We start from the raw sequence: 21,120 nt of genomic DNA, 5'->3' as shown, positions 1-21,120 counted from the left end.
ACGCGTGAGGCAGGGGTCTGCGCAGGTGCTCGACATCGTCGGAACGGTGGCCCGGCTCGGGCTCGCGGCCGTGTGGTTGATCTCGGGCACGCTCAAGGCGCTCGACCCGGACCAGACCTATGTCGCTGTGCGGGCGTACGACGTGCTGCCGTCGGGCTGGGTGGGGATCGTGGCCGAGGTGCTTCCGTGGCTGGAGATCGCCTTCGGCCTGCTGCTCCTCGTCGGCATCGGAACCCGGATGGTCGCGGGCCTGTCGGCCCTGCTGATTCTTGTGTTCGTCGTGGGCGTGACCCAGGCATGGGTACGCGGGTTGTCGATCGACTGCGGCTGTTTCGGCGGCGGGGGCCAGGTTGCTCCTGGTGAGACCGCGTACGGACGCGAGCTGCTGCGCGACGCCGGGTTCCTTGCGCTCGCGGGCTGGTTGCTGGTCCGGCCGCGCACCCTGCTCTCGATCGACGAACGGCTCGAGTCCCGGCCGGTGGTCCGGTCGGGGGAAGGAAGGGACTGACGTGGGCGGAGCCTCGCGGAACGAGAGGCAGCGGCGCCAGCAGGCCGCCAGGCAGCGGCTGGCCGCGGCCGGCATCACGCCGAAGAAGAGCGGGCTGGCCGGCGCCAACCGCACCTCGGTCATCCTGGTCGCGATCGTCCTGGTGATCGCGGTGGCCGTCGGCGTCGGGGTGTGGCTGAGCCGCACGCCCACCGCGCCGGTCGCCGCGAACTATCCCGTCGCGCTGGACGGCACCGTCATTGCGGCGGGCCAGACGAACGCGCCGATCACCATCGACGTCTACGAGGACTACCTCTGCCCGGTCTGCGAGCGCTTCGAGACCACCTACGGACCGCAGCTCGCCACGGCGCTCAACGAGGGGAAGATCAAGGTCAACTACCACTCGACCTCGATCCTCGACCGGTACAGCAAGCCGGCCGGCTACTCGACCCTGGCCGCGAACGCCGGGATGTGCGCGGTGCCCGCGGGCATCTGGCCCGCGTTCCACAAGGAGCTCTACGACACCCAGCCCGCCGAGGGCGGGGCCGGTTTCACCGCCGCTCAGCTGGTGGAGAAGGGCAAGGCGCTGGGCGCCACGGGTGACTGGGAGGCGTGTGTCACCGGCAACCAGAATGCCGCCGCCATCACGGCGGCGACCAACCAGGCCGCGGCGAACCCGGCGCTGCAGACCAATGGGCAGTTCGGCACGCCGACCGTCGCCATCAACGGCCAGAAGATCGATCTGAGCAACGGCAACTGGTTCAAGGAGGCCCTCCGCCAGGGCTGAGCGGGCCGGCGGGCGAGCGGCCTCGTCGCTCGCCCGCCGCCGGTCGCCGACGGGTCCGGCCGGTGGTCGCGGATGAACCACCCGGTTGCAGGGCCCCCGAACGGACCGTGTACGGTTCTCTCATCGCAAGGGGCTGTGGCGCAGCTGGTAGCGCACTTGACTGGCAGTCAAGGGGTCAGGGGTTCGAATCCCCTCAGCTCCACCCCACGCACAAGGCTCGAACCCTTGCCAACGGAAACGTTGGTGGAGGTTCGGGCCTTGTGTGCGTCTGCGGCCCAGGTCAGAGCGTTGGCGTTGACCTGCGGATCGAGGAGCATTTCGAAGGGCCGGTTGTGCTCGACGCGCAGCTCGTTGTCCTCGTCGATGTAGACCTTCGTGAAGAACGCCTGGTTGCATAGCCGCCGGTTGGTGTCGTCGCAGCGGGCGTAGATGTCGGCGCAGTTGGCGAGCAGTCCGAGGGCGTCGTCGAGGTGGGCGCGGGCGTCGGCGTAGTCGCCGAAGTGGGCGTCGATACGTCGGGTCACCTTGTCGAGTTCGGCGACGATTCGGTCCTGCTCGCGCTTGAGCACGGTCAGCGGGATCGCGTCGGCGTAGTGCGCCTGCATGAGCCGGTCCTGCTCGCTTTCGAGCCGGTCGCGGCTGGTGGTGAGGCGTTCCAATTCCTCGGTTTCGGCGGCCATGAGCCGGTCGAACTCGTGGTGGAGCATCCCCGCGAGTGCGTCCTGCTGAGCCGGCGTGATCTGCACGCGAGAGTAGTAGTCCTCGACGAGCTTCTCGACATCCTCGATGAGCATCGCCTGGCGCGTGCAGTCGGTCCGCTTGGAGTGTCGGCCGGAGCAGACGAAGTAGCAGTACACGTTGCCGTGGCGGTTCTTCGCGTTGGAGACGATGAGCCGCGAACCGCACTGGCCGCAGTGGATAGTGCCTTTGAGGTAGTGGCCGTGGACTTGGGTCGCCTCGACGGCGCACTGGTGCGCGGTGAGCACGGACTGGACCTGGTACCAGACCTCGGCAGGCACGAGCGCCGGGTGGTTGCCCTTGTATCGGGTGCCTCGGTAGATGACATCGCCCTTGTAGTACGGGTTGATCAGGAGGCGATGGATGGTGGACACGGCCAAGGGCTTCGCCGGCCTCTTCGGCGTGGGCAGGCTGCGCAGTCCGCGCGAGGTGAGTTCGTCGTGGAGCTGGCTGACGCTCCAGTTCCCGGATGCGTATGCCTTGAATGCCCACTCGATCATCGGTGCTCGCTCGGGATCGAGTTCGATGGTGCGGAGCTCGCGCCCCAACTCGTCGCGCTTGCGGACGTTGAGGTAACCGATGGGTGCTCGTCCGTTCGTGCCGCCACCGATGGCCTTCTGGGTCATGCCCTTGGTGACTTCGGTGGCGAGGTTGCGGGAGTAGAACTCGGCGATCGTGGACATGATGCCGTGCAGGAGCATCCCCGACGGGGTCTCGTCGATGTTCTCCGTCGCGGATACGAGCATGACCCCGCACTGTTGGAGTGCGAGGTGGATGCTCACGTCGTCGGCGCGGTTCCTGGCGAGCCGGTCGACCTTGTGGACGATGCAGTATGCGACCTTGTTGGTCTTGACGTACTGGATCATCCGCATGAGCTCGGGCCGGTCGGACGACTTGGCTGAGGCTCCCGCGTCGACGAACTCTTCGACGATGCCAGCGCCGAGCTGTTCGGCCTTGCGCCTGGTCGCTTCGCGTTGGGCTGGGATCGAGAATCCTTCGTCGGTGCCGCCCTTCTCTGCCTGCTCGCGGGTTGAGACCCGCAGGTACGACACGGCGGCAGCCGCGGTCTTGGGCGGGTCGATGAGGCTGGCTGCCGGATCGTCGGCAATGATGGTCATCGGGGGCTCACTCTCACGCGGTTCGACCCTCGCACTCCCACTGCGGTGGGAGGGGCGTTGATCGTGAGAGCAGCCGGTGAAGGCTGTAGGGCGAGACCCGATGGTCTCGGTGCGTGTTGCCCGCCAGATGACGAGGTTTGGGCCACAACGCCCCGCGTTGCGAGGCTTGCAAGGTTCATCCTACCGGGCGGACTCTGAGGCGGCCAGGCCATCGGGAGCCGCCCGGTAGGTGTCGGGCACCCGGACCGCTTCGCGGGCGGCTCGGCTCTCACCTGTCTCCTGCAACGTCAGCCGGATGAGAACTTCGGCGAGCTTGTGCAGGTCGGCACGGTCGCGATGCACGGCCCGGACGGAGAACGACCGCTCCTCGTAGGGGCGACGGTCGGTCTTCTTGGCATAGCGGCTCATCGGTCTACGGACCCTCGTCGTCGGCGAGACTGGCGTAGTACTCGTCTTCGGCTTCCTGCCGCTTGCGGACCTGGGCGATCACGAAGTCCACGAACTCTTCGTCCCTGTCGTCGAACTTCACCTCCTGGATCGCGGGGGCGGGCTCTTCGCCGGGCCAGGCGGCCTGCCGGGTGGGACGGTCGCGGTCCCCGCGCGTGCTGCAGGCGGTGACCCAGTAGCGGAGGCGTTCTCGCGCGTCGGCGAAGTCGCGATGCCAACCGAGAGGCGCGGACGCGTTCTGCTCGGGGTCGTAAGCACCAAGCCAATGCAGGTGAAGTGCCGACAACTCCCAGACCATCTCCGGATGGTGATGCCAGAACGGCGGAATCACCGAGACCTGAAGTCCGTAGGTGCGGCGCAGCCAGTCCACCCACTGGTTCAGCGCGAGCCATTCCTGCTCCAGCTCGTGAGCCGTCAGCAGGTTCCAGTTCACCGGGTGAGGCGGCTCGGGCATGTCGGCGTTGGTGACGCGGGGCGGCCCGTCGAACACGTCGGGCTCATCCACCTCGGACGGACCAACGGGGACAGCGGGCGCCGTGGGGTCTTCGTGCTGATCGTTCGTCATCGTCTGGCTCCCGAACTCACATGCTGACCGTCGCGGCCTGTGCCGCCCCGGTCGTTCGCTGCGGCGACTCGTAGGCGGCTGCGTCTCGTCCGGCCGAGTTGCGCGGGGTACGGTCCACCTCGTAGCGGGTTCGCGCGGCGTCGTGGCCGATCTTCTTGGCGATGAACTCTTCTCCCTCGATCGCCTGGCCGTTGCGCTCGTAGCTGACCGGACGCGTGTAGCCCTCGGCCACGAAGTTGTCGCCCTGGGCGAAGTTCGCGTGCGCATGCTCGGCCGACCGCCCGAACATCACCAGGTGGTGGTAGGTGGTCTCGGTCTGGGTGAACGAGCCGTCTTCCTCCCGGCGGAAGTGCTCCTTGCCGATGCGGGCGAAGAACCTCGCGTCGCCCTTGGCCGTCTCGGTGAGCAACGGCTCCGAGGCGATGAAGCCAGACAGTGATTCCTGGGTGTGAATGGCCATGATGGCGTCCTCCTGAACTTGGGCGGCCAGCTGCACGTGGTCGCTGTGTCAGGCAGGTGCGCCCCGGCGCCCAGAGTTGTCAGGGTGCGGGGCGGCGCAGGAGTGCTTCGAGTTCGGCGCGGTCACCGCGGAGTTGCGCGGCATCCTGTCGGGTGGGCCAGGCTCGTAGGTCGGTGACGATGGGTGGTGCGGAGCGGAGCATGGTGATGCCGGTGCCGAAGGGCAGGGTGCGGATGCGGTCTGGTGGCAGGATCGGGACGCGGCGGATGGAGCGTTGGTTGGATCGGGTGCCTCGGTCTCCGAGGGTGATGCTGTCGGTGTACTCGTCGCGTTCGCCGATGAGGGTGGAGAGGTCTTGGAGGTCGCGGCTGTTGGAGGCGCCGCCGAGGATGATCTTGACGATGCTGGCGTCCCAGATCGCGCCGGCTTGGTGCTCGCTCCACCGGTCGCGGGCTTGGGCGAGAGATTGCAGCACGGGCATGGTGGTGATGCCGGTGCCGCCGCCTTCGGCCATGAGCGTTGGGAGCGATGGCAGGGGTGCGAGGTTCCCGATCTCGTCGAGTGCGAGCAGCAGCGGCGGGTCGAGTCGGGCTCCGGGTGAGCGGGCGGCGAGTCGGCGGGCGGTTTCGATGAGGTCTTCGACGAACGCCGCGACCAGCGACGCGGACGCGCCCGCGCCGGCGCCGGTGGCGAGCAGGTAGAGGGTGCCCTGTTCGGTGAGGAACGACTCGGGGTCGAATTGCTCGTGCGGTCCGGGTGACACCGCGTCGAGCACGCGGGGGTCGGCCAGGGCGGAGAGGGCGAGGGAGACGCCTTGCCAGATGCTGTCGCGGGTCTTGGGGTCGGCGTCGATCATCGCGGCTAGTGAGTCGTCCCATCCCATCGCCGCGTTCGGGTGGGAGTTGAGGATCGCGACCGCTTCGGACGCGGCCGAGGGGTCGAGTGTCCAGCGGAACAGTTCGGCTGGTGGTCTGCCGTCGAGTGCGGCGGCGTGCAGCAGGCTCTGTAGTGCGGTGCGGGTCTTGCCTTCCCAGAAGCCTCCGGACTCCACCCCGCCAGCGGCGAGGCCGGTTGCGGCGGCGAGGCCGTTGGCGCGGATCATCGCGGTCAGCGGGTCGTGGCAGCCGCGCACGGGCGACCAGCGCAGCCCGGCAGGGATGCCCGCGGCCAGGCGTTGCGGGTCGAACACCGCGACCGGCCCGCCGCGACGGCGACGGGCGCGGAGGGTGGCGGTGAGGTTGTCGGGCCTCGTGCTGGTGGTGACGACCGCGCCGGGTGCGTCGAGGATCGCGTTGATGACAACGTGCAGGCCTTTGCCGGAGCGGGGTGGCCCGATCAGCAGGATCGAGTCCTCGACCGATGCCCAGACCTTCGTGCTGCGGCTGGCTCCGAGCAGGTAGCCGACATCCTCCGGGACTGGGGATTCCAGCGACGGCCGCAGCGTCCCAGCACGGTGTAGCAGTGCCTTCGCTGACGCGGCCGTTTTCACTTCCTGGCTGGTGGCGATCCCGGCGAGGCGGTGCGGGTCGGTCTCGGTCTTCCTGGTGTGGTGGCGCAGCCTGATCCACAGCCACACCGCGGCGGCGGCGAGCCCGCCGAGCATGACTGCACTGACGAGCCAGTACAGGATCGGGTCCAGCCCATCGGCGCCGAGTGCGGTCGCGGGGTCGGCGGGGTTGAACAGCACTCTGAGGCCCGCGGCGGGGCCGGCGTCGGGCTGTGGCAGTCCGGTGAGGAACGCGGTGACGCTGCCGGCTGCGCGCAGGATGAGCGCGATGCCGAACATGCCGATCAGCCCGATGAGGACGGCGTTGGTGAGTTCGTCGCCCATGCCGCCTGCTTGTCGCTGGTTCATGTCAGCCGCCGCACCGTGAACGTGCCCGAGATGCGCCCGAGCAGGATGACTTCCTGCCCCGCGGCGTCGGGGAGGGTGTCGAGGTCGATGAGCGCGCGGGCCTCGCCGAGACCGGTGGCGTCGGTGTGGGAGACGATCACAGCGACGGCGACATCCTCGCCGGGGACGAACCCGTCGGCGGTGACCTCCATCAAGCGCGGCACCCGGCGTGCGTGACGACTCCGCCGCGTCTCCGGCACCGGCTTCTCAGACAGGGGTGCGGCGCGTCGGGGTGTGCGGGGGCGGATGATGTCGGTGAAGACGCTCCCGTCGCACTCACGCACCTCCACCCGCACCGCGACGGTTCGATCCTTGGTGATCGCATCCATCAGCGGCCCGAACGTCGTCCGCGTCCACGCGGTCTCGCCGGGTGCTGGGAAGGGTGTTCCATCGACGGTCGCGGTCAGTGTTCCGTCGGCGGCGACGGTGACGAGCACGTGGGGCAGCTCGACCGGCGCCGTGGTCTCGTCGTCGTTCGGGTCAGGTCGGCGGGGGCTGGTGAGGTTCATCGGTGGCCTCCCGCTGCGCGGCTGCTGGTGTCGAACAGAGCGAGCTCGGCCGGGTGCAGCTGATGCTGCGTGACGAAGCTCCTGGCCTTGATCCGCCACAGCCCTTGACCGACGCCGAGGTTCGGCAGGAGCTGCTGCTCGGTGCCGGTCAGGCCGAGGGCGGTCGCGGTCGGGCCGAGCTGGTCGGACTCCTGGCGGTACACGATCCGCGTCTCCGCGTTCGCGAGCAGCGAGTTGGCCAGTGATCGCATTGCGGAGCCTTGGTCTCCCACGTTGTCGAGGTCGGTGAGCTTGTGGAAGATCAGCATGTTCGCGATCCCGTAGTGCCGGGCGAGTCGCCAGTGCGCGTCCATCCGCCGCAGCAGCGCCGGGTGGGACATGAGTCGCCAAGCCTCGTCATAGATCACCCACCGCTGCCCGCCGTCCGGGTCGAGCAGCGCGGACTCCATCCACGCCGACGAGCACGTCATCAACACCGAGATCAGCGTCGAGTTCTCCGTGACCCGCGAAAGGTCGAGGGAGATCATCGGCAACGACGGATCGAACCTGACGGTGGAAGGCCCATCGAACAGCCCGGCCAGGTCACCGGCTACGAGACGGCGCAGCGCGTGACCAACCAGACGCCCATCCTCTGCGAGCCTGCCGTCGGCGTCCGCGCTGGGGGTCAGGATGCGTTCGACGACCATCGGCAGGATCGGCACGTCGTTCTCCCGCACGGTCTGGGTCAGGGCGATGTCGATCGCGGTGTGCTCCAGCGGCGACAGCCCTCGTGCGAGCACGGTCTCGGCGAGCGCACCGATCAGGTCACGACGCCTGGCCGCGACCGTGTTGGTCCACTGCTCATCCGAGAGGCCCGCTGGCCGGTGGCCCTCGTCGAGGGGGTTCAGTCGGGTGTTGAGGCCGTGGCCGAGCACGATCGCGCGTCCGCCGACGGCGTTGGCGACCGCGGTGTGCTCGCCCTTCGGGTCGCCGGGAACGTACACGCGCCGACCGAACGGCAACGACCGCGTGTAGAGCGATTTGGCGAGGCTCGACTTCCCAGAGCCGACGATCCCGGCCAGCACCACGTTCGGGGCGGTGATGATCCCGCGCGCATACAGCACCCACGGGTCGTAGACGAAGCTCCCACCCGAGTACAGGTCCTGACCCACGAACACCCCATCCGCACCGAGGCCACCTTCGGCGACGAACGGATACGCACCCGCCAGAGTCGCCGACGTGTCCTGATGCCGCGTCAGATGGAACCTGCCCGGTGTCCGTAGCCGCGCGGCACCTGGTTCGCCGGCCTTCGGCAGGTAGATCGTGGCCCGCCGCTCGGCCCGCTCTTGCTCGGCCTTCGCCTTCGCGGCAACGAGCGCGGCCTTGCGCTGTTCGGCGTGGAGCCGGGCCTCTGCGCGACGGCGCTGCTTACGGAGCTTCCGCCGTTCTTTCGACGGCGCTACCAGAACGGCGGTGTGCAGCCGCTCCCGCTCCTGGGTCACAGCCCCAGCCCCCGCGCCTGCTTCACCGCAGCGATCTTCGCCGGCTCGAACCACGACCCCACCCGCTTCGAGGACGGGAGGTCGGTCCGCTGCGGGGCACCCGGCGACGAGTACGACACCAGCAACTCCGGACCATCCCGCATCGGAGACGGCCCAGCCTGCTCGGCTTCTTGAGCATCGGCGTCGGGCTCGGTGTAGCGGCGCAGCAGCGAGACGTAGCCGAGGTGCGGGTTGATGATCAGCGCGTAATCGCCCGAGATCGCCACCTGGTCGTTGGTTCCTTCGCCGGGCACGTCGTAGACGTACCCGTTCTCCAGCGCAGCCTGGGTGGTCTCGTCGCCGTAGTCCCACTGCGCGAGGTAGTCCACCGCATCGACATGCCCCAGCTCGCCCAGGATGCGCAACGGCCTGTCGGCCTCATCGCCCTGAAGGAAGACCACGTTGACCCACCTGGACGGCGTGGCCTCCTCGACGGCGGGGTCAGGGTGCCAAGCGATCTTGCCGGCCGCGATGAAACCCTCGGCGAGCCGGTCGTAGGCCCGGTCGACGAGGTTCGCCGCCTGGTGCAGCTCCTCCGCCGCAGCGAGCGCGTCCCGCGCTCCCGCCTCGTGACTTCCGTCATCGTTGAAGGCGTGCGCGGCCTTGCGCTCGTGGGCATCAGCGATCTGGTCGAGCACCTGCCGCAGCGACCGCATCCCCGAGGACAGGTCACCGATCACCCCGTACATCTCCGCGGGTTGATCGAAACCTCGGCTTGCGTGAGCCAATCCCCGCAGCGCCTCGGACGCCTCAGCAGCGTCAGCAGTCGAATCGAAGAACGTGGGCATGGTCGGCCTCCTCGGGAGTCGTGTGATGAGGAGGTGCGCTGCCTAGCACCCCGGTGCTGTCGGAGGCGGCTGACATACTTGACGGAGGCGTCGGAGGGAGGCACAAGGCAGTCACCGGCGAGAAGGAGAGCCCACATGGACGACGCGCGCGACGAGTCCGGTAGCGACGAGGCCATTGACGGGCAGGCCAAAGAAGATGGTCAGATCAGGTCCGACGCGCTTGAACTCGCGACGTCCACGACCCTCGTCGAGGTGACACCAGGTGTCGCAGTCGTATTCGGCGAAGTCCCCGACGGTCTTGAACTCATCAGCCTCGACATGGTGCCTTCCTTTGACCGCGCCCAGCTCTCCACCGCCCTTGGCTCCCTCGGCAACGCAGGCACCATCGTCGGAAACGTTGCGGAAGCTGTATCGAGCGCGCAAGGCCTCTTCCGCGTCAACGACGCCACGCTGTCCCTGCTGAAGAGCGGCGGACAGATGGCAGCAAAGGACGGCGCCAAGCTCGGGGCGATCTTCAAGAACGGCGAGCTGGTCGCCCAGGCACGCTTCATCCCCGCTTCAATGACAGCCGCTACAGCGATCGCAGCCATCGGCCCGGCAGTCGCCATGATCGCGCTCCAAATGCAGCTCGGCGAGATTTCCGGCCTCGTTCGTACCAACATCCAGCTCACGACGCAGACGCTCAAAGCCATCCGTAACGAGCAATGGGCGGAGCTTGAAGGACTGGCGGAGTCCGTCGATGAGGCGGTCAAGGAGACCCGCGAACTCGACGCCATCACAGACTCTGTCTGGGAGCCCATCGCTCCCAGCGGCCCCAACATCCGCAAGCAACTGAAGCTGTATCGAAAGAACGTGGCAGGCCACGTCCAGGAACTCGGGAAGGTGGAGGGTCGCGCTCGCCGCCAGTACCTCGAAGCCAACGCCGAAGCAATCGTCTTCGATACCTACGCGTTGCTCAGCTCGCTGAAGACCCACGCGGAGTATCAGGCGGTCCGGGCTGCCCTCGCCAGAACACGAAGCACCAATGACGAGAGCGAAGCGCAGCTCTTCGACCGGATCGCCCGGAACACTCCCGCCGAGATCAACGAGTCGCTCTCCGAAATCCGCTCGTTGACCGAGTCACTCGTGCGTGAGTTGCGGATCATCGCCGAGCTCCCCGGTCGCGCTACCGTGCCTCTCACGAAGAAGAGGAAGGATGCAAAGGCGTCTCAGCTCACGTGCAAGCAGCTCCTCGAAGCCATCGAGCCCCTGGCCGACATGCTCCAGCCAGCAGTCGAGATGCCAGCAGTGCCGGCCACGGTGTGCGCACCTGAAGGGCTCGATCTTGATCCCTATCTGCACGTGCTTCGGTGGTTCCTGGAAGACGGTGAACAACTCCGCAGCATTGCGTTCCCGTACGAGACCGGCGCACACAACCTCGCAGGAGTGGTGCCAGTGCTCCTAGCCAAGCGTGTCGATACGGCCTGGGACGCGCTCGCCCCCGGAAGGGCCGGCGCGATGGCCGAAATGCTCACGTCCAGCACCTTTGTCGTGGTGACAGACCGTCGAATCGTCACCGCGACACCGAAGGCGCTTCTACGTCGTGGCGAGCTCGGCACCACGTACCCACTCGATGAGGTGAAGTACGTACGTCCGAGAACGAATCACGGAGAGCGAGTGCGGCCAACCATCGGCGTCACTACAGAACGAAGTGACGTCCAGTGGATGTTCCCTGCTGACGCCGACCACGAAAGCATCGATGCCCTGGTGACTGTGATCGCAGATGGCGCTTCTGGCCGGACCGAAGCTCGGGCTGCCATTGCCTCTGCTGCTGAGTTGCCGTCCGCATAGCCGCTACACCTTGCGACAGAGCGGGAGCGCTGTGGCGGTGAAGGCGGCGGCTTGCTGTCCGACGAGGAGTCGGGTCTCGCAGGACGCCTGGATCGCGGCTTGCTCGATGGCGGCGACTGCAGCGTCGAGTTCCTCCACGGTGGGTGCGGAGACGGCGATGAGGCCGGTGTAGCGGAGGATGCCGTGTCCTGCGGTGAGGTCGGCTTCTTGTTGGAGCACGTCGTGGTACTCGGCGGTCTGGGAGGCGTCTTCGATCTGGCCGATCTTCGCGCGTTGGGCTTGGTCGGAGATGTGCTCGACCTTCTTCTTGCGGATGTCTCGGGCGGCCTGGTCGGAGCGCATCGGGGTGCAGATCAGCGAGAACGAGCGCTGGATACCGGTGGACAGCAGCACCGGCGATAAGAACCCCGGATACACCAGCGACCGCGGCCATTCGCTGACCCAGAGCACCGCGTGGTGGGCGGAGTCGGTGCGCAGCCGGCCCCAGGTCTCGGTTACTGCGACCGGTCCCGCAGTTGCGAGCGACTGGCCGAGCCGACCGTGGCGTTCCAGGGTCGCGGCGATGGCCGGGTCGTATGCCGAGCGCAGCATGACCGCGATCTGGCCCGGTGTCAGCCATCCCGACGGTGCGAGGTCGGCGGAGCGGAGTGCGGCGACGAGGGTGTTCATCTCTTGCCGCAGAACGGCGGCGGCACCGCGTATCCCGCCGCCGGCGGTTCTGATCTGCCGGGCGCTGGCCCGCATGTCGAGCGACAGCGAGAGGGTGGTGGCGTGGCGCTCGCCGGCGGGCCCGGCACGTTCGATCAACTCTGCGTAGGTGTCGGCTGCCCATGACCCGTCGGGGGTGCCGTGCGTGGCCCACCATTCGGCGAGGCCGGTGCCGGAGTCTGGGAGGGTGCGTTCGAGGACTTGCAGGGTCGCGATGCGACCGGACCGGCAGACGGTGGCGAGGACTCGGCCCCAGGAGGTGACGCGGCGTTCTTGCTCGCCGGGGTCGAGGAGCACGAACGCTGGATGGGTGACCTCGCACACCACGGTCAGGGTGGCGGCGTGCGGGTCGTGGATCATCCCCGCGCTGGTGTCGGGGTCGGTGTACTCCCGCAGCCGCGCCATGTCGCCAGGCAGCGCGAGCGTGCCGACGGGGCGAGGCACGACGATCCTGCGCCGGTACAGCAGTTGCCCGCCGGTGGTGCGCCACAGCCACCAGCAGGCGATGGGCAGCCATTCCACGATCGGTCGGCCCGCGATGGGAATCCAGGTCAGTGCGGAGGCGAGTACCCAGATCGGTGCGGTGTAGGCCAGCAGCATCCCACCTCCGGCGTAGAACGCGCCGATCAACGTCGCTCCGCCGATGGCGAGGGTGATGAGCTGCGTCAGCGACAGGCCGAGGAGGACACCGCGGCGGGTGAGGCGGGAGAACTTCACCGGCACCAGCTCGCCCGCAGTCTGCCGGTCGTTGTTCGTGCTGCTCATCGTCTACTCCTTCGTCGGGCGTGGCGCAGGCGGCGGGGGCTGCTTAGGCGGCGGCGGTGACGGATCGGCGCTTGGCGGACGCGGCGCGGGGCTCGACGGCGGTGCCACCGCTGGTGTTGCGGGCGGTGGTGGTGTCTGCGCGGCAGCGTCGGCGGCGTGCTCGCCCTGGGCTCCCAGTGCAGTCCCGGCCTTCGGTCCGGCTGTGGCGGCGCCCTTGGCGACGCTCGCTCCAATCACCACGCCCGCGGCCACGGGGCCGGCTGCGGCTGCTCCGCTTCCGCCGGCTGCGGCACCTCCACCGCCTGCCGCGCCTCCGCTGCTCGCGGCAGGTGTCGGCACCGGGGTCTTCGGCGGCGGTGGCGCGCTGCTCCCGCTCCCTCCGCCAGCGCCCCCACCGGAGTTGCCGCCGCCACCTGCCCCGTCGAGTACCTTCTTCGGGTCTGCGCCGCCTTGCGGCTTTGACGGGACCGGGATCGGGCGGTTGAGGGCGCTCTTGGCGTCCTGTTCGGAGCCGATTGCGTGGTACATGTCGAACCCGACGAACGCGATGAACTTGTAGGTCAGATACGGCGCGAATGCGGCCATCGCCATCAGCACGATCCCCGCGATGGGATCGCTGACCGACGCCAGGTCGGCGTCGATGGGTGCGGAGACCTGGGTGATCGCGACCAGGAACATGACGACGAGGACGAGCTTGGAGCAGATCAGGGCGACGACGAACATCGCCCACTTCCCGATCCATCCCCGGCTGGCGTCCCAGGATGCTCCGCTGAACGCGAGCGGAGCGAACACAACCGCGACCAGCAGCAGCGCCTTCCTGACGAGCAGGGAGAGCCACACGATGGCGGCGGCGGTGATGGCGAGGCCGGCCATGAAGATGGTGATGATCGCTCCGACGCCGGGGGCGGCGATGTTGATGCCGACCAGTCCGGCAGCGAGGAGGGCGATCTTGTCGCCCATCGACTCGGTGGTCTCCCCGGCGGCCTGCACGATCCCGATGCACAGCTGATCGACGACTTCCAGCAACAGCGCCGTGAGCGTGATGACCACGAACGATCCGAGGACGGATTTCGCCAGCCCCAATGCGGCGCGGGTGAGCGCGGTGGGGTCGCGGCGAACCAACCCGGTGATGAGTTGGAGGCAGAAGAAGATCAGCATCACGAAGACCGCGATGCCGAACAGCAGGTTGTAGACGGCGACGTAGCCGGGCTTGGTGACATCTACCAGGGTGGTGGTGTCGAACACCGACCAGACCGCCTCAAACAGCCACCCGGCGGCGGCACCCATTGCCTGGGCGAGCCAGTCGAAAGGGGCCGCAACTAAGGAAGCGGCTCCTTCGCCGACGGCATCGCACACCGATGAGATCACGGGAACGTCGCACACGCCCATCTCGAACTCCAGCTCTCGACGACGGCCGGGTCAGACCTGCTGGCCGACGTTCCAGAAGAAGTTGATGAGCGTCACCGACGCACCGCAGATCACGGCCGCGCCGCAGGAGACGAGCACGCCGATCTTTCCGCGCGAGGCGAGGTGCGGGTTGCTGCTGTTGGCGCCGAAGCCCCACACGATCGCGGAGACGATCAGCGCGAGGACGCTGAGGATCAGGCCGATTGTCATCACCGCGCCGACGATGGTGCGCAGCTGGTTGATCCCCGGCAAACCATTGGTGTTGGGGTCGATGTTGATGTCCATCGGCACCAGCAGCGGCGCGGACATGACGTTGACGAGCAGATCGAACACGGTAGGTCTCCTTGGCGACGGGCGGCCCGCCCACGAACTCGCAGACGGGTACACGCCACAGGTGCACCCGCCAAACCCTGTTCCGCAGGCCAGCGGAGACCACAGCCAGCGAACCTGACCTACGGGTTGCTGACAACTCCCGCCAGTAGCACGCTTTACGGGGCCACTAAGTCGGCGCTTTGTCGGCTGCTTTTAGTCACGGGGCACGGGTGGCCCCAGCCAGAGCAGGGTGATGAAGAGCGTCGTCACGAGCAGGATCAGCAGGATGATCGACAGGAGTACATGTCGTAGTACCCAGGCCTGGACATGCTCGATGAACCCGTGCGGTACCTCACCTCCGGGCGCGAGCCGCCAGTCGCCGGTCAGCAGCCCTTTGCGATCGGCGACGATCTCGAACGGCACCGTGGCGAAAGGGACGATCGCGAGCAGCAGCCCGGTGAGTCCGAGTCGGAGAGGCCATCTCTGGTTCACCCATACGAAGATCGTGGTCGCGGAGTAGCACAGGAAGACGAATCCGTGGATACCTCCGGCGATCGGGACGAGGTTGGCGACATCGAACGCGCGGAGAACGAGCGCCGTGATGAGACCGGCCCAGGTGAACATCTCTGCGACGGCAAAGCTCCGGAAGAGCAAGCGCGGGCTGAGGGTCCGGGGTTTCTCTGTCGTGGTCATGAAGAATGAGCCTCTTGTGCTGACGGGTTGATGGGAGTCGAAACCGATGCACGGCGCAGGCGCAGGGCGCCGACGAACCCGAGCGCGAGGAACACGGTGGCGATCAGGAGCGCCCAGCGGGTCGCATCGGCGAATCCGCTCGTGAGCGCGTCGACAGCCGTTGCGGTCTGATCGCCGAGACTACTACTGCTTCCCTGTTCGCGGAGTTGCATGATCGTGGTGCCCGCCGATTGCCGGGTGGCGTCCGCAAGCGAGTCGGCCTCCGGGCCGGTGAGTCCCGCGCGGCCGAGGGCGGTGGGGAGGGTGAGCGCAAGGGAGATCGAGAGCGTCGCTCCGGCGAACGCGGTGCCGAGGGCGGAACCGATCTGCCGGACGGTACTCTGGGTGGCCGATCCCTGTCCGGAGACGTCGACGGGGATGTCCCGAAGGACGGTGCCGGTGAGCTGCGCGGAGGCGAGGCCGAGGCCGAGACCGTAGACGACCAGAGGGATCGCGATGAGCCAGCCCGGGGTCGCAGGCCCGAGGATGAGGGCGAGGACGAGGACGCCTGCGACTTCGAGGCCTAAACCGATGAGCACGGTTCCGGGTGCGCCGAACTTCGCGGCGAGATGTCGGGCCGCGGCACCGGAGAGGAACGCGCCGACGGCCATTGCGGCGAGCACGAGGCCGGCGCCCATGACGTCGAGGCCGAGGGCGTTGATGAGGTAGAGCGGGAGGACGAAGATGATCGCGAACTCGCCGACGGCGACCATCGCGGCGGTGAGGTTCCCCCACGAGAACGTGGAGAACGAGAACAGGCCGAGGTCGAGGAGCGCGGCGCGCTGCACCTTCTCGCGGTGTCGTTCCCAGATCACGAACAAGACCAGCGCGACCACGGCGATCCCGAAGGCGACGGGCACGGCAGAGATCGCTGCATCTTTCGGCCATACCCATCCGAAGACGGTGAGGTCGTTCTTCGGGGTCCACCAGCCGAGGTCGGGGCCTTCGATGACGGCGAACACGAGTGCCCCGAATCCGATGGCGCTGAGCAGTGCGCCGTCGACATCGACGCCGGGGCGTTTCTTCTCACCGCGGGTCTCGGGCACGGTGAAGAGCGCGGCGACGAACACCAGCACGCCGAGTGGGAGGTTCACCAGGAAGATCCAGTGCCACGAGGCCCACTGGGTGAGCGCACCACCGGCGAGTGGGCCGACGGCGGCAGCGCCGGAGATCACGGCGCCCCATACCCCGAACGCCGCGGCACGATACTTACCCCGGAACACGGCGTTCACGGTGGAGAGGGTGGAGGGCATGATGAACGCCGCCCCGACCGCCTGCACCGCACGCGCCCCGATCAGTACCCCCGCGGTCGACGCGGCGGCGGCGAGCAGGCTGCCGGCGACGAACACGATGAGACCTGCGAGGAAGAGCCGCTTGCGCCCCCACCGGTCCGCGAGATTCCCGGTGGAGAGCAGGAGGGCGGCGAGTAGCACGGCGTAGAGGCTGTTCACCCATTGCGCGTCGGTGAGGTCGAGGTGCAGGTCGCCGATGATGGCGGGCAGCGCGACACCGACGATCGTGCCGTCGAGCACGATGAGGCCGAGCCCGATGGACAGGACGGCGAGGCCGAGCCACTCCCGCCGGGTCGGTGCGCTCTCCTGGGCGGTCGGTGCGGTGGTCATGGTCAGGGTCAGGCCGCTGCGGCTTCGGCGGGCACGGGCGTGCGGCCGGTGACGGCGCGGCGGAGTGCGACGAAGAAGACGATCATGCCTGCCGTGATCGCGATGTGCCCCAGTCCCGCGATCCCCGCGATCATCGCGTTCGATTCCCGGCCGAGGACGGTGAGGGTGCCGTGCCAGATGAGCATCGCGGAGGTGAGGATCACGCCGGTGTTGTAGAGCCAGAAGAACCAGGCAAACAGTTTCGGGCTGCGGGAGATCGTGAAGACCTTCTCGATGACGAGCACGATCAGCAACACGATGAACCCGAGCGTGAGCAGGTGCGTGTGGGCGAGGCCGAGCTGCGTGAACTGGCCCTCGGGGAAGTCGTTGAGCTTGGTGAACTCGCGGTAGAACAGGCCGGAGGCGACACCGGCGAGCATGTAGATGAACGAGGCGTTGAGCAGTTTCTTCACGGGTCAGGGGTTCCTTTCGATGGGCGGATGTCTGGTCGCGGTCAGATCAGACCGGTCTCCTGCGCGACGTGGATCGCGCGGGAGCGGCTGTCAACCCCGAGCTTGGTAAAGATGTGGACGAGGTGGCTCTTGACGGTGGCCTCGGTGACGAAGAGGGCACGGGCGATCTCTTTGTTCGCCGATCCGGTTGCGAGGAGACGGAGCACGTCGATCTCGCGGTCGGTGAGACGTGGGAGTGGGCTGCGCATGCCCTTGAGCACGCGGGAGGCGAGATCGGGGGCGAGTACCGTGTCGCCGGCTGCGGCACTCTGGATGCCGTCGATGATGACGTCGGGGTCGACTTCTTTGAGGAGGTAGCCCGCTGCGCCTGCTTCGATTGCCCCGAGGATTTCGGCGTCGCGATCGAAGGTGGTCAGGATGAGCACCGCAGGGGCGGGGTCGAGGGCGCGGAGCGCGGTCGTGGTCTGGATGCCGTCGATGCCGTTGCCGAGGCGCAAGTCGCAGAGCACCACATCGGGGCGCAGATGTGCTGCCAGGGCGAGTGCCTCCTCGCCGGTGGCGGCTTCCCCGACGATCTGCAGAGTCTCCGCCGCATCGAGTACCGCACGGAGCCCGCTGCGCACGACCGGGTGATCGTCGACCAAAAGCACGGTGGTGGTCATGGCATCTCCTCTGTGGTGGGGGCGGCAACGGTGGCCGAGGCTTGGCCCGGACGGATCGGGAGGTGGATGGAGAGGGCGGTGCCCTCACCGGGGGTGCTCTCGATGTCGAGGCCGCCGCCGAGTTCGCGGAGGCGGGCTCGCATGAAACGCAGGCCGTAGCTCGATCCGGCGTCGGCGTCCTGTTCCCAGGCGGGCTGGTCGAAGCCGGTGCCGTCGTCGAGGATGCCGAGCCGCACGGTGTCGTCGGTGTCGATGAGGCTCATGACGACACGGGATGCTCTGGCGTGGAGGCGCACGTTCGCGAGGGCCGACTGTGCGGTGCGTAGGAGTGCGACTTCGACCTCGGTCGGCAGGATCGGCATCGAGTCGTCCACATGCAGCTCACCTTGGAGCCCGGTTTCGTCGCGGATACGGTCGAGCATGCGTTGCAGCGCGGAGGCGAGGGCGTCGTCTTCGAGTTCCGCGGGGGCGAGCGCGGCGACGATGCGGCGCACATCGGCGAGGCTGTCACCGGCGAGGGTCTCGACCTGTTCGAGGGTGCGCGCTGCGTCTGGGTCCTCGGTGCGGCCGGCTCCGGCGTGGGCGAGGAGTCGGATCGAGGAGAGTGCCTGGGCGATGGTGTCGTGTATGTCGCGGGAGATGCGGGTGCGTTCGGCGATGGCACCCGAGTGGCGTTGGGCGAGCGCGAGTTCGTCTTGCAGCTCGGCGGTCTCGGCCTGGGCTCGGGTAAGCGAGGTGACGAGACGTTCGCGTTCGGCGGCGTCGCGGAGGAGTTGCAGGTAGCCGCGTGAGATGCCGAAGGCGAAGATGCCGCCGATGAGCGGCCCGAAGATGTTGGCGTAGCTTGTAGTGCCGTGGTGCAGGATCGGCGCGACGATCACGACCGCGAGCACGAAGCCCGAGAACAGCAGCCCCCAGCGGAGCGACAGCAGGTGCCCGGCGAGCAGCCAGAGCAGGAACGCGAGCCAGACGAACTCGGCGGAGACCGCGACCGCGGCGATCCAGATTGCCGCGAACCCGAGCAGCCACCACGCCGCCAGATTGCGTGAGTGGGTCTTTGACGGCAGGATCGTGCCGGCGGTGTGCCAACCGAGGATCGCGACACCCGAGATGATCGCCGCAGGCATCCCTACCCCGTCGCCGATCGCGCGGATGACCCCGATGGCGGTCAGTACGACCGCCATGAGGTGCTGACCGATCGTCATCGCCCGCACCGTCGTCCCCGCGACGGCCGGGCCGGGCGGGTCAGTGGACGTCAATGGAAGGTGTACGAGACTCATGAGTCGATTCTCCCTGGCGGGCATGCAGCTTTCCTGGCCACCAGATGCGATCCCCTGCGAGGCTGAAGATCGCGGGCACGATCACGGTGCGCACCACGAGGGTGTCCACCAGCACGCCGATGCCGACGATCAGGCCGAGCTGTCCGAGGGTGACCAGCGGCAGGACACCGAGCGCGGCGAACACCGCGGCGAGCACGATGCCGGCGCTCGTGATGACGCTGCCGGTGTGAGCGACGGCTTCGACCATGCCCGCACGCGTCCCCAGCCGCGTGGCCTCGGTGCGTGCCCGATGGACGAGGAAGATCGTGTAGTCGATGCCGAGGGCAACGAGGAACAGGAACGCCAGGATGGGCACCTGGAGGTCGAGGGCCTGTTGACCGAACAGCACCCGGCTCAGCCAGGCACCCGCCCCGATCGCGGCGACCGCGCTGGCGAGGTTCACCAGGAGCAGCAGAACCGGCGCGACCAGCGAGCGCAGCAAGAACAGCAGCACGAGGAAGCTCACCGCGAGCACCAGCGGCGCGATCAGCAGCAGGTCGTGCTCGTTGCCGGCCCGCGCGTCCAACTCCGTCGCGACCGCGCCGCCCACCAGCGCTTCCGCGCCACTGATCGGGTGCACCGCGTCTCGCAGCTCAGTGATCTGAGCGAGGCTCTGCTCGGTGCCAGGCGAGTACTCGCTGGTCACCATCACCTTCGTCAACGAGCCGTCATCTGTGGTGCCGGCGGGGTGGGCGCGCACGACGCCCTCGACCTCGCTTGCAGCGGACGCCACCTCGCCCGCAGCCTCGCTGTCGGTGATGATCCAGATCGGCTGCGCCTCACCCGGCGGGAAATGCGCCGACAACATCTCCAAACCCGTCGCCGACTCCGACTGCACACGGAACTTCTCCAACTGGTCCAGGCCTACCGAGGTGCCGAACAGTCCAGTCGCCATGACCGCGAGCAGCGCGAGCCCAGCCAGCAGACTCGCCACGGGTCGCTCCGACACGTGGGAGGCGACCGCGCGCCAGGCCCGCCCCTGATTGGCTTCTTGTCCCGGTCGCGGGATGAACGGCCAGAACACTCGGCGTCCGCACACCGCGAGGAACGGCGGCAACACGAACAGCACCGCGACCAGCGCGATCAGCAGCCCGAGCGCGGCCGGAACACCCAGCCCGCGCGTCATCGGGATCGTCGCGAACAGCAGCGTGAGCAGTGCGAGCACCACCGTGAAGTTCGAGGCGAGGATCGCGGGCACCGTCTTGCGCCACGCCGTGCTGAGCGCCACTCGATCATCCTCGGTGCGCTGCAGTTCCTCCCGATACCGGGAGATCAGCAGCAGGGCGTAGTTCGTTCCCGCGCCGAACACGAGCACGCTCACGATGCCAGCATCGAACTCCAGATTCCAGAACGACCCCGCCGCCGCAGTGACCCGGCCCGCGAGCCCATCGGCGAGGGCGACCACGATCAGCGGGAGCAGCCACAGCACCGGCGAACGGTAGGTGACGATCAACAGGATCGCCACGATCAGGATCGTCACCAGCAGTAACGTGAAGTCCGCGCCCTCGAACGCCGCCGCAACATCCGCGCCGAACGCCGGGCCACCCGTCACGTGCAGCACCAGTCCGGCCGGGGCGTTCGCGCTGACCTCGCCGCGGAGTTCCTTGATGACCTCCGCAGTCTCGGTATTGTCCGCACCGACGGTGATCGGAGTGACGAGCACCGCAGCCCGCCCGTCCTCGCTGACCATCGGCCCCGATGACTCACCTGCCGACTGCGCGTCGAGCACCGGAAGCAGACCCGTGAGGGCTTGAACATCCGCGTCGGAGAGCTCCGCTCCATCCTCGCGGGAGGCCACCACGAGCACCGACTGGCGATCCGCGTTCGGGAACTGCTCCATCAGCTCGCTCACCTGCATCGACTCCGACCCCACCGGAGCCTGCCCCGTGCGCGCCGGTGCGTGCGCGCCGCCGAAGACGCCGAACAACAACACCATCACGAGCACAGCGACACCGAGAGCGATCCACGCGCCTCTACGCGAGGTCAACCGATCAGAGA

At 67.9% G+C, this 21,120-nt stretch carries 20 protein-coding genes and 1 tRNA gene; 4 read left to right on the top strand and 17 right to left on the bottom strand.

The window, feature by feature from the left end; translation table 11 throughout:
* The first annotated feature begins 4 nt into the window (after positions 1-4).
* The 3 genes from ACFQE5_RS14120 to ACFQE5_RS14110 all read left to right on the top strand — a co-directional run bounded on the left by ACFQE5_RS14120 (position 5) and on the right by ACFQE5_RS14110 (position 1,476).
* Positions 5-508: a MauE/DoxX family redox-associated membrane protein gene (locus ACFQE5_RS14120; protein WP_379585366.1), complete on the top strand. Its 504-nt coding sequence runs from the start codon at positions 5-7 to the stop codon at positions 506-508.
* A 1-nt stretch (position 509) separates the two neighbouring features.
* Positions 510-1,274, top strand: a complete 765-nt coding sequence (locus ACFQE5_RS14115) for a DsbA family protein (protein WP_379585365.1) — start codon at positions 510-512, stop codon at positions 1,272-1,274.
* Between the two features lie 129 nt (positions 1,275-1,403).
* Positions 1,404-1,476: transfer RNA gene (locus ACFQE5_RS14110), tRNA-Ala, on the top strand.
* On the opposite strand, the gene ACFQE5_RS14105 is transcribed toward ACFQE5_RS14110, so the two are convergent.
* From ACFQE5_RS14105 to ACFQE5_RS14070, 8 genes are all read right to left on the bottom strand, one after another.
* Entirely contained in the window at positions 1,442-3,130 is a 1,689-nt protein-coding gene (locus ACFQE5_RS14105) for a recombinase family protein (protein ID WP_379585364.1), read from the bottom strand. The genes ACFQE5_RS14110 and ACFQE5_RS14105 overlap by 35 nt on opposite strands.
* A gap of 180 nt (positions 3,131-3,310) precedes the next feature.
* Positions 3,311-3,538, bottom strand: a complete 228-nt coding sequence (locus ACFQE5_RS14100; RefSeq protein ID WP_379585363.1) for a hypothetical protein — start codon at positions 3,536-3,538, stop codon at positions 3,311-3,313.
* A gap of 4 nt (positions 3,539-3,542) precedes the next feature.
* A complete protein-coding gene (locus ACFQE5_RS14095; protein WP_379585362.1) occupies positions 3,543-4,142 on the bottom strand; it encodes a hypothetical protein in 600 nt (199 codons plus the stop codon).
* Positions 4,143-4,158: 16 nt separating this feature from the next.
* Complete coding sequence (locus ACFQE5_RS14090; RefSeq protein WP_379585361.1) at positions 4,159-4,602, bottom strand: single-stranded DNA-binding protein; 444 nt, start codon at positions 4,600-4,602, stop codon at positions 4,159-4,161.
* A 79-nt stretch (positions 4,603-4,681) separates the two neighbouring features.
* On the bottom strand, positions 4,682-6,433 hold the full coding sequence (locus ACFQE5_RS14085) for a type IV secretory system conjugative DNA transfer family protein (RefSeq protein ID WP_379585360.1): 1,752 nt from the start codon (positions 6,431-6,433) through the stop codon (positions 4,682-4,684).
* 20 nt (positions 6,434-6,453) lie between these two features.
* A complete protein-coding gene (locus tag ACFQE5_RS14080) occupies positions 6,454-7,005 on the bottom strand; it encodes a hypothetical protein (protein ID WP_379585359.1) in 552 nt (183 codons plus the stop codon).
* Positions 7,002-8,486 carry an ATP-binding protein gene (locus ACFQE5_RS14075; RefSeq protein WP_379585358.1) on the bottom strand — a complete coding sequence of 495 codons (1,485 nt, stop codon included), beginning with the start codon at positions 8,484-8,486 and terminating at the stop codon, positions 7,002-7,004. Before ACFQE5_RS14075 ends, ACFQE5_RS14080 begins: the two co-directional genes overlap by 4 nt.
* On the bottom strand, positions 8,483-9,313 hold the full coding sequence (locus tag ACFQE5_RS14070) for a hypothetical protein (protein WP_379585357.1): 831 nt from the start codon (positions 9,311-9,313) through the stop codon (positions 8,483-8,485). The genes ACFQE5_RS14075 and ACFQE5_RS14070 overlap by 4 nt, the downstream gene beginning before the upstream one ends.
* A 135-nt stretch (positions 9,314-9,448) precedes the next feature.
* Between ACFQE5_RS14070 and ACFQE5_RS14065 the strand changes: the two genes are divergently transcribed.
* Positions 9,449-11,143: a hypothetical protein gene (locus ACFQE5_RS14065; protein ID WP_379585356.1), complete on the top strand. Its 1,695-nt coding sequence runs from the start codon at positions 9,449-9,451 to the stop codon at positions 11,141-11,143.
* A gap of 3 nt (positions 11,144-11,146) precedes the next feature.
* On the opposite strand, the gene ACFQE5_RS14060 is transcribed toward ACFQE5_RS14065, so the two are convergent.
* From ACFQE5_RS14060 to ACFQE5_RS14020, 9 genes are all read right to left on the bottom strand, one after another.
* Positions 11,147-12,616 carry an SCO6880 family protein gene (locus ACFQE5_RS14060; RefSeq protein WP_379585355.1) on the bottom strand — a complete coding sequence of 490 codons (1,470 nt, stop codon included), beginning with the start codon at positions 12,614-12,616 and terminating at the stop codon, positions 11,147-11,149.
* A 3-nt stretch (positions 12,617-12,619) separates the two neighbouring features.
* Positions 12,620-14,005, bottom strand: a complete 1,386-nt coding sequence (locus ACFQE5_RS14055; RefSeq protein WP_379585354.1) for a conjugal transfer protein TrbL — start codon at positions 14,003-14,005, stop codon at positions 12,620-12,622.
* Positions 14,006-14,035: 30 nt separating this feature from the next.
* Positions 14,036-14,356, bottom strand: a complete 321-nt coding sequence (locus tag ACFQE5_RS14050; RefSeq protein ID WP_449301276.1) for a DUF6112 family protein — start codon at positions 14,354-14,356, stop codon at positions 14,036-14,038.
* 192 nt (positions 14,357-14,548) lie between these two features.
* Positions 14,549-15,028, bottom strand: a complete 480-nt coding sequence (locus ACFQE5_RS14045; RefSeq protein ID WP_379585353.1) for a DUF3817 domain-containing protein — start codon at positions 15,026-15,028, stop codon at positions 14,549-14,551.
* On the bottom strand, positions 15,025-16,689 hold the full coding sequence (locus ACFQE5_RS14040) for a DHA2 family efflux MFS transporter permease subunit (RefSeq protein ID WP_379585352.1): 1,665 nt from the start codon (positions 16,687-16,689) through the stop codon (positions 15,025-15,027). The genes ACFQE5_RS14045 and ACFQE5_RS14040 overlap by 4 nt, the downstream gene beginning before the upstream one ends.
* An 8-nt stretch (positions 16,690-16,697) precedes the next feature.
* Positions 16,698-17,141, bottom strand: coding sequence for a DUF2871 domain-containing protein (locus tag ACFQE5_RS14035; protein WP_379585351.1), 444 nt, complete (start codon positions 17,139-17,141; stop codon positions 16,698-16,700).
* Positions 17,142-17,182: 41 nt separating this feature from the next.
* The gene (locus ACFQE5_RS14030; RefSeq protein WP_379585350.1) at positions 17,183-17,803 is read right to left on the bottom strand and encodes a response regulator; all 621 of its coding nucleotides are present in this window, start codon (positions 17,801-17,803) and stop codon (positions 17,183-17,185) included.
* Positions 17,800-19,008, bottom strand: a complete 1,209-nt coding sequence (locus ACFQE5_RS14025; protein ID WP_379585349.1) for a sensor histidine kinase — start codon at positions 19,006-19,008, stop codon at positions 17,800-17,802. The genes ACFQE5_RS14030 and ACFQE5_RS14025 overlap by 4 nt, the downstream gene beginning before the upstream one ends.
* A 40-nt stretch (positions 19,009-19,048) precedes the next feature.
* Entirely contained in the window at positions 19,049-21,058 is a 2,010-nt protein-coding gene (locus ACFQE5_RS14020; RefSeq protein WP_379585390.1) for an MMPL family transporter, read from the bottom strand.
* Positions 21,059-21,120: the final 62 nt, after the last annotated feature.

Source organism: Pseudonocardia hispaniensis, assembly GCF_042658695.1.
GTDB classification, from domain to species: Bacteria; Actinomycetota; Actinomycetes; order Mycobacteriales; family Pseudonocardiaceae; genus Pseudonocardia; species Pseudonocardia hispaniensis.
The sequence above is the reverse complement of the archived record's forward strand: the minus strand, read 5'-3'. Positions and strand labels throughout refer to the sequence as shown.

Excerpts from the sequence above, each read along its gene's own strand:
- ACFQE5_RS14040 (WP_379585352.1), bottom strand. The coding sequence starts at position 16,689 with ATGACCACCGCACCGACCGCCCAGGAGAGCGCACCGACCCGGCGGGAG.
- ACFQE5_RS14025 (WP_379585349.1), bottom strand. The coding sequence starts at position 19,008 with ATGACGATCGGTCAGCACCTCATGGCGGTCGTACTGACCGCCATCGGG.
- ACFQE5_RS14055 (WP_379585354.1), bottom strand. The coding sequence starts at position 14,005 with ATGGGCGTGTGCGACGTTCCCGTGATCTCATCGGTGTGCGATGCCGTC.
- ACFQE5_RS14060 (WP_379585355.1), bottom strand. The coding sequence starts at position 12,616 with ATGAGCAGCACGAACAACGACCGGCAGACTGCGGGCGAGCTGGTGCCG.
- ACFQE5_RS14100 (WP_379585363.1), bottom strand. The coding sequence starts at position 3,538 with ATGAGCCGCTATGCCAAGAAGACCGACCGTCGCCCCTACGAGGAGCGG.
- ACFQE5_RS14080 (WP_379585359.1), bottom strand. The coding sequence starts at position 7,005 with ATGAACCTCACCAGCCCCCGCCGACCTGACCCGAACGACGACGAGACC.
- ACFQE5_RS14105 (WP_379585364.1), bottom strand. The coding sequence starts at position 3,130 with ATGACCATCATTGCCGACGATCCGGCAGCCAGCCTCATCGACCCGCCC.
- ACFQE5_RS14095 (WP_379585362.1), bottom strand. The coding sequence starts at position 4,142 with ATGACGAACGATCAGCACGAAGACCCCACGGCGCCCGCTGTCCCCGTT.
- ACFQE5_RS14020 (WP_379585390.1), bottom strand. The coding sequence starts at position 21,058 with ATGGTGTTGTTGTTCGGCGTCTTCGGCGGCGCGCACGCACCGGCGCGC.
- ACFQE5_RS14045 (WP_379585353.1), bottom strand. The coding sequence starts at position 15,028 with ATGACCACGACAGAGAAACCCCGGACCCTCAGCCCGCGCTTGCTCTTC.
- ACFQE5_RS14030 (WP_379585350.1), bottom strand. The coding sequence starts at position 17,803 with ATGACCACCACCGTGCTTTTGGTCGACGATCACCCGGTCGTGCGCAGC.
- ACFQE5_RS14070 (WP_379585357.1), bottom strand. The coding sequence starts at position 9,313 with ATGCCCACGTTCTTCGATTCGACTGCTGACGCTGCTGAGGCGTCCGAG.
- ACFQE5_RS14065 (WP_379585356.1), top strand. The coding sequence starts at position 9,449 with ATGGACGACGCGCGCGACGAGTCCGGTAGCGACGAGGCCATTGACGGG.
- ACFQE5_RS14090 (WP_379585361.1), bottom strand. The coding sequence starts at position 4,602 with ATGGCCATTCACACCCAGGAATCACTGTCTGGCTTCATCGCCTCGGAG.
- ACFQE5_RS14085 (WP_379585360.1), bottom strand. The coding sequence starts at position 6,433 with ATGGGCGACGAACTCACCAACGCCGTCCTCATCGGGCTGATCGGCATG.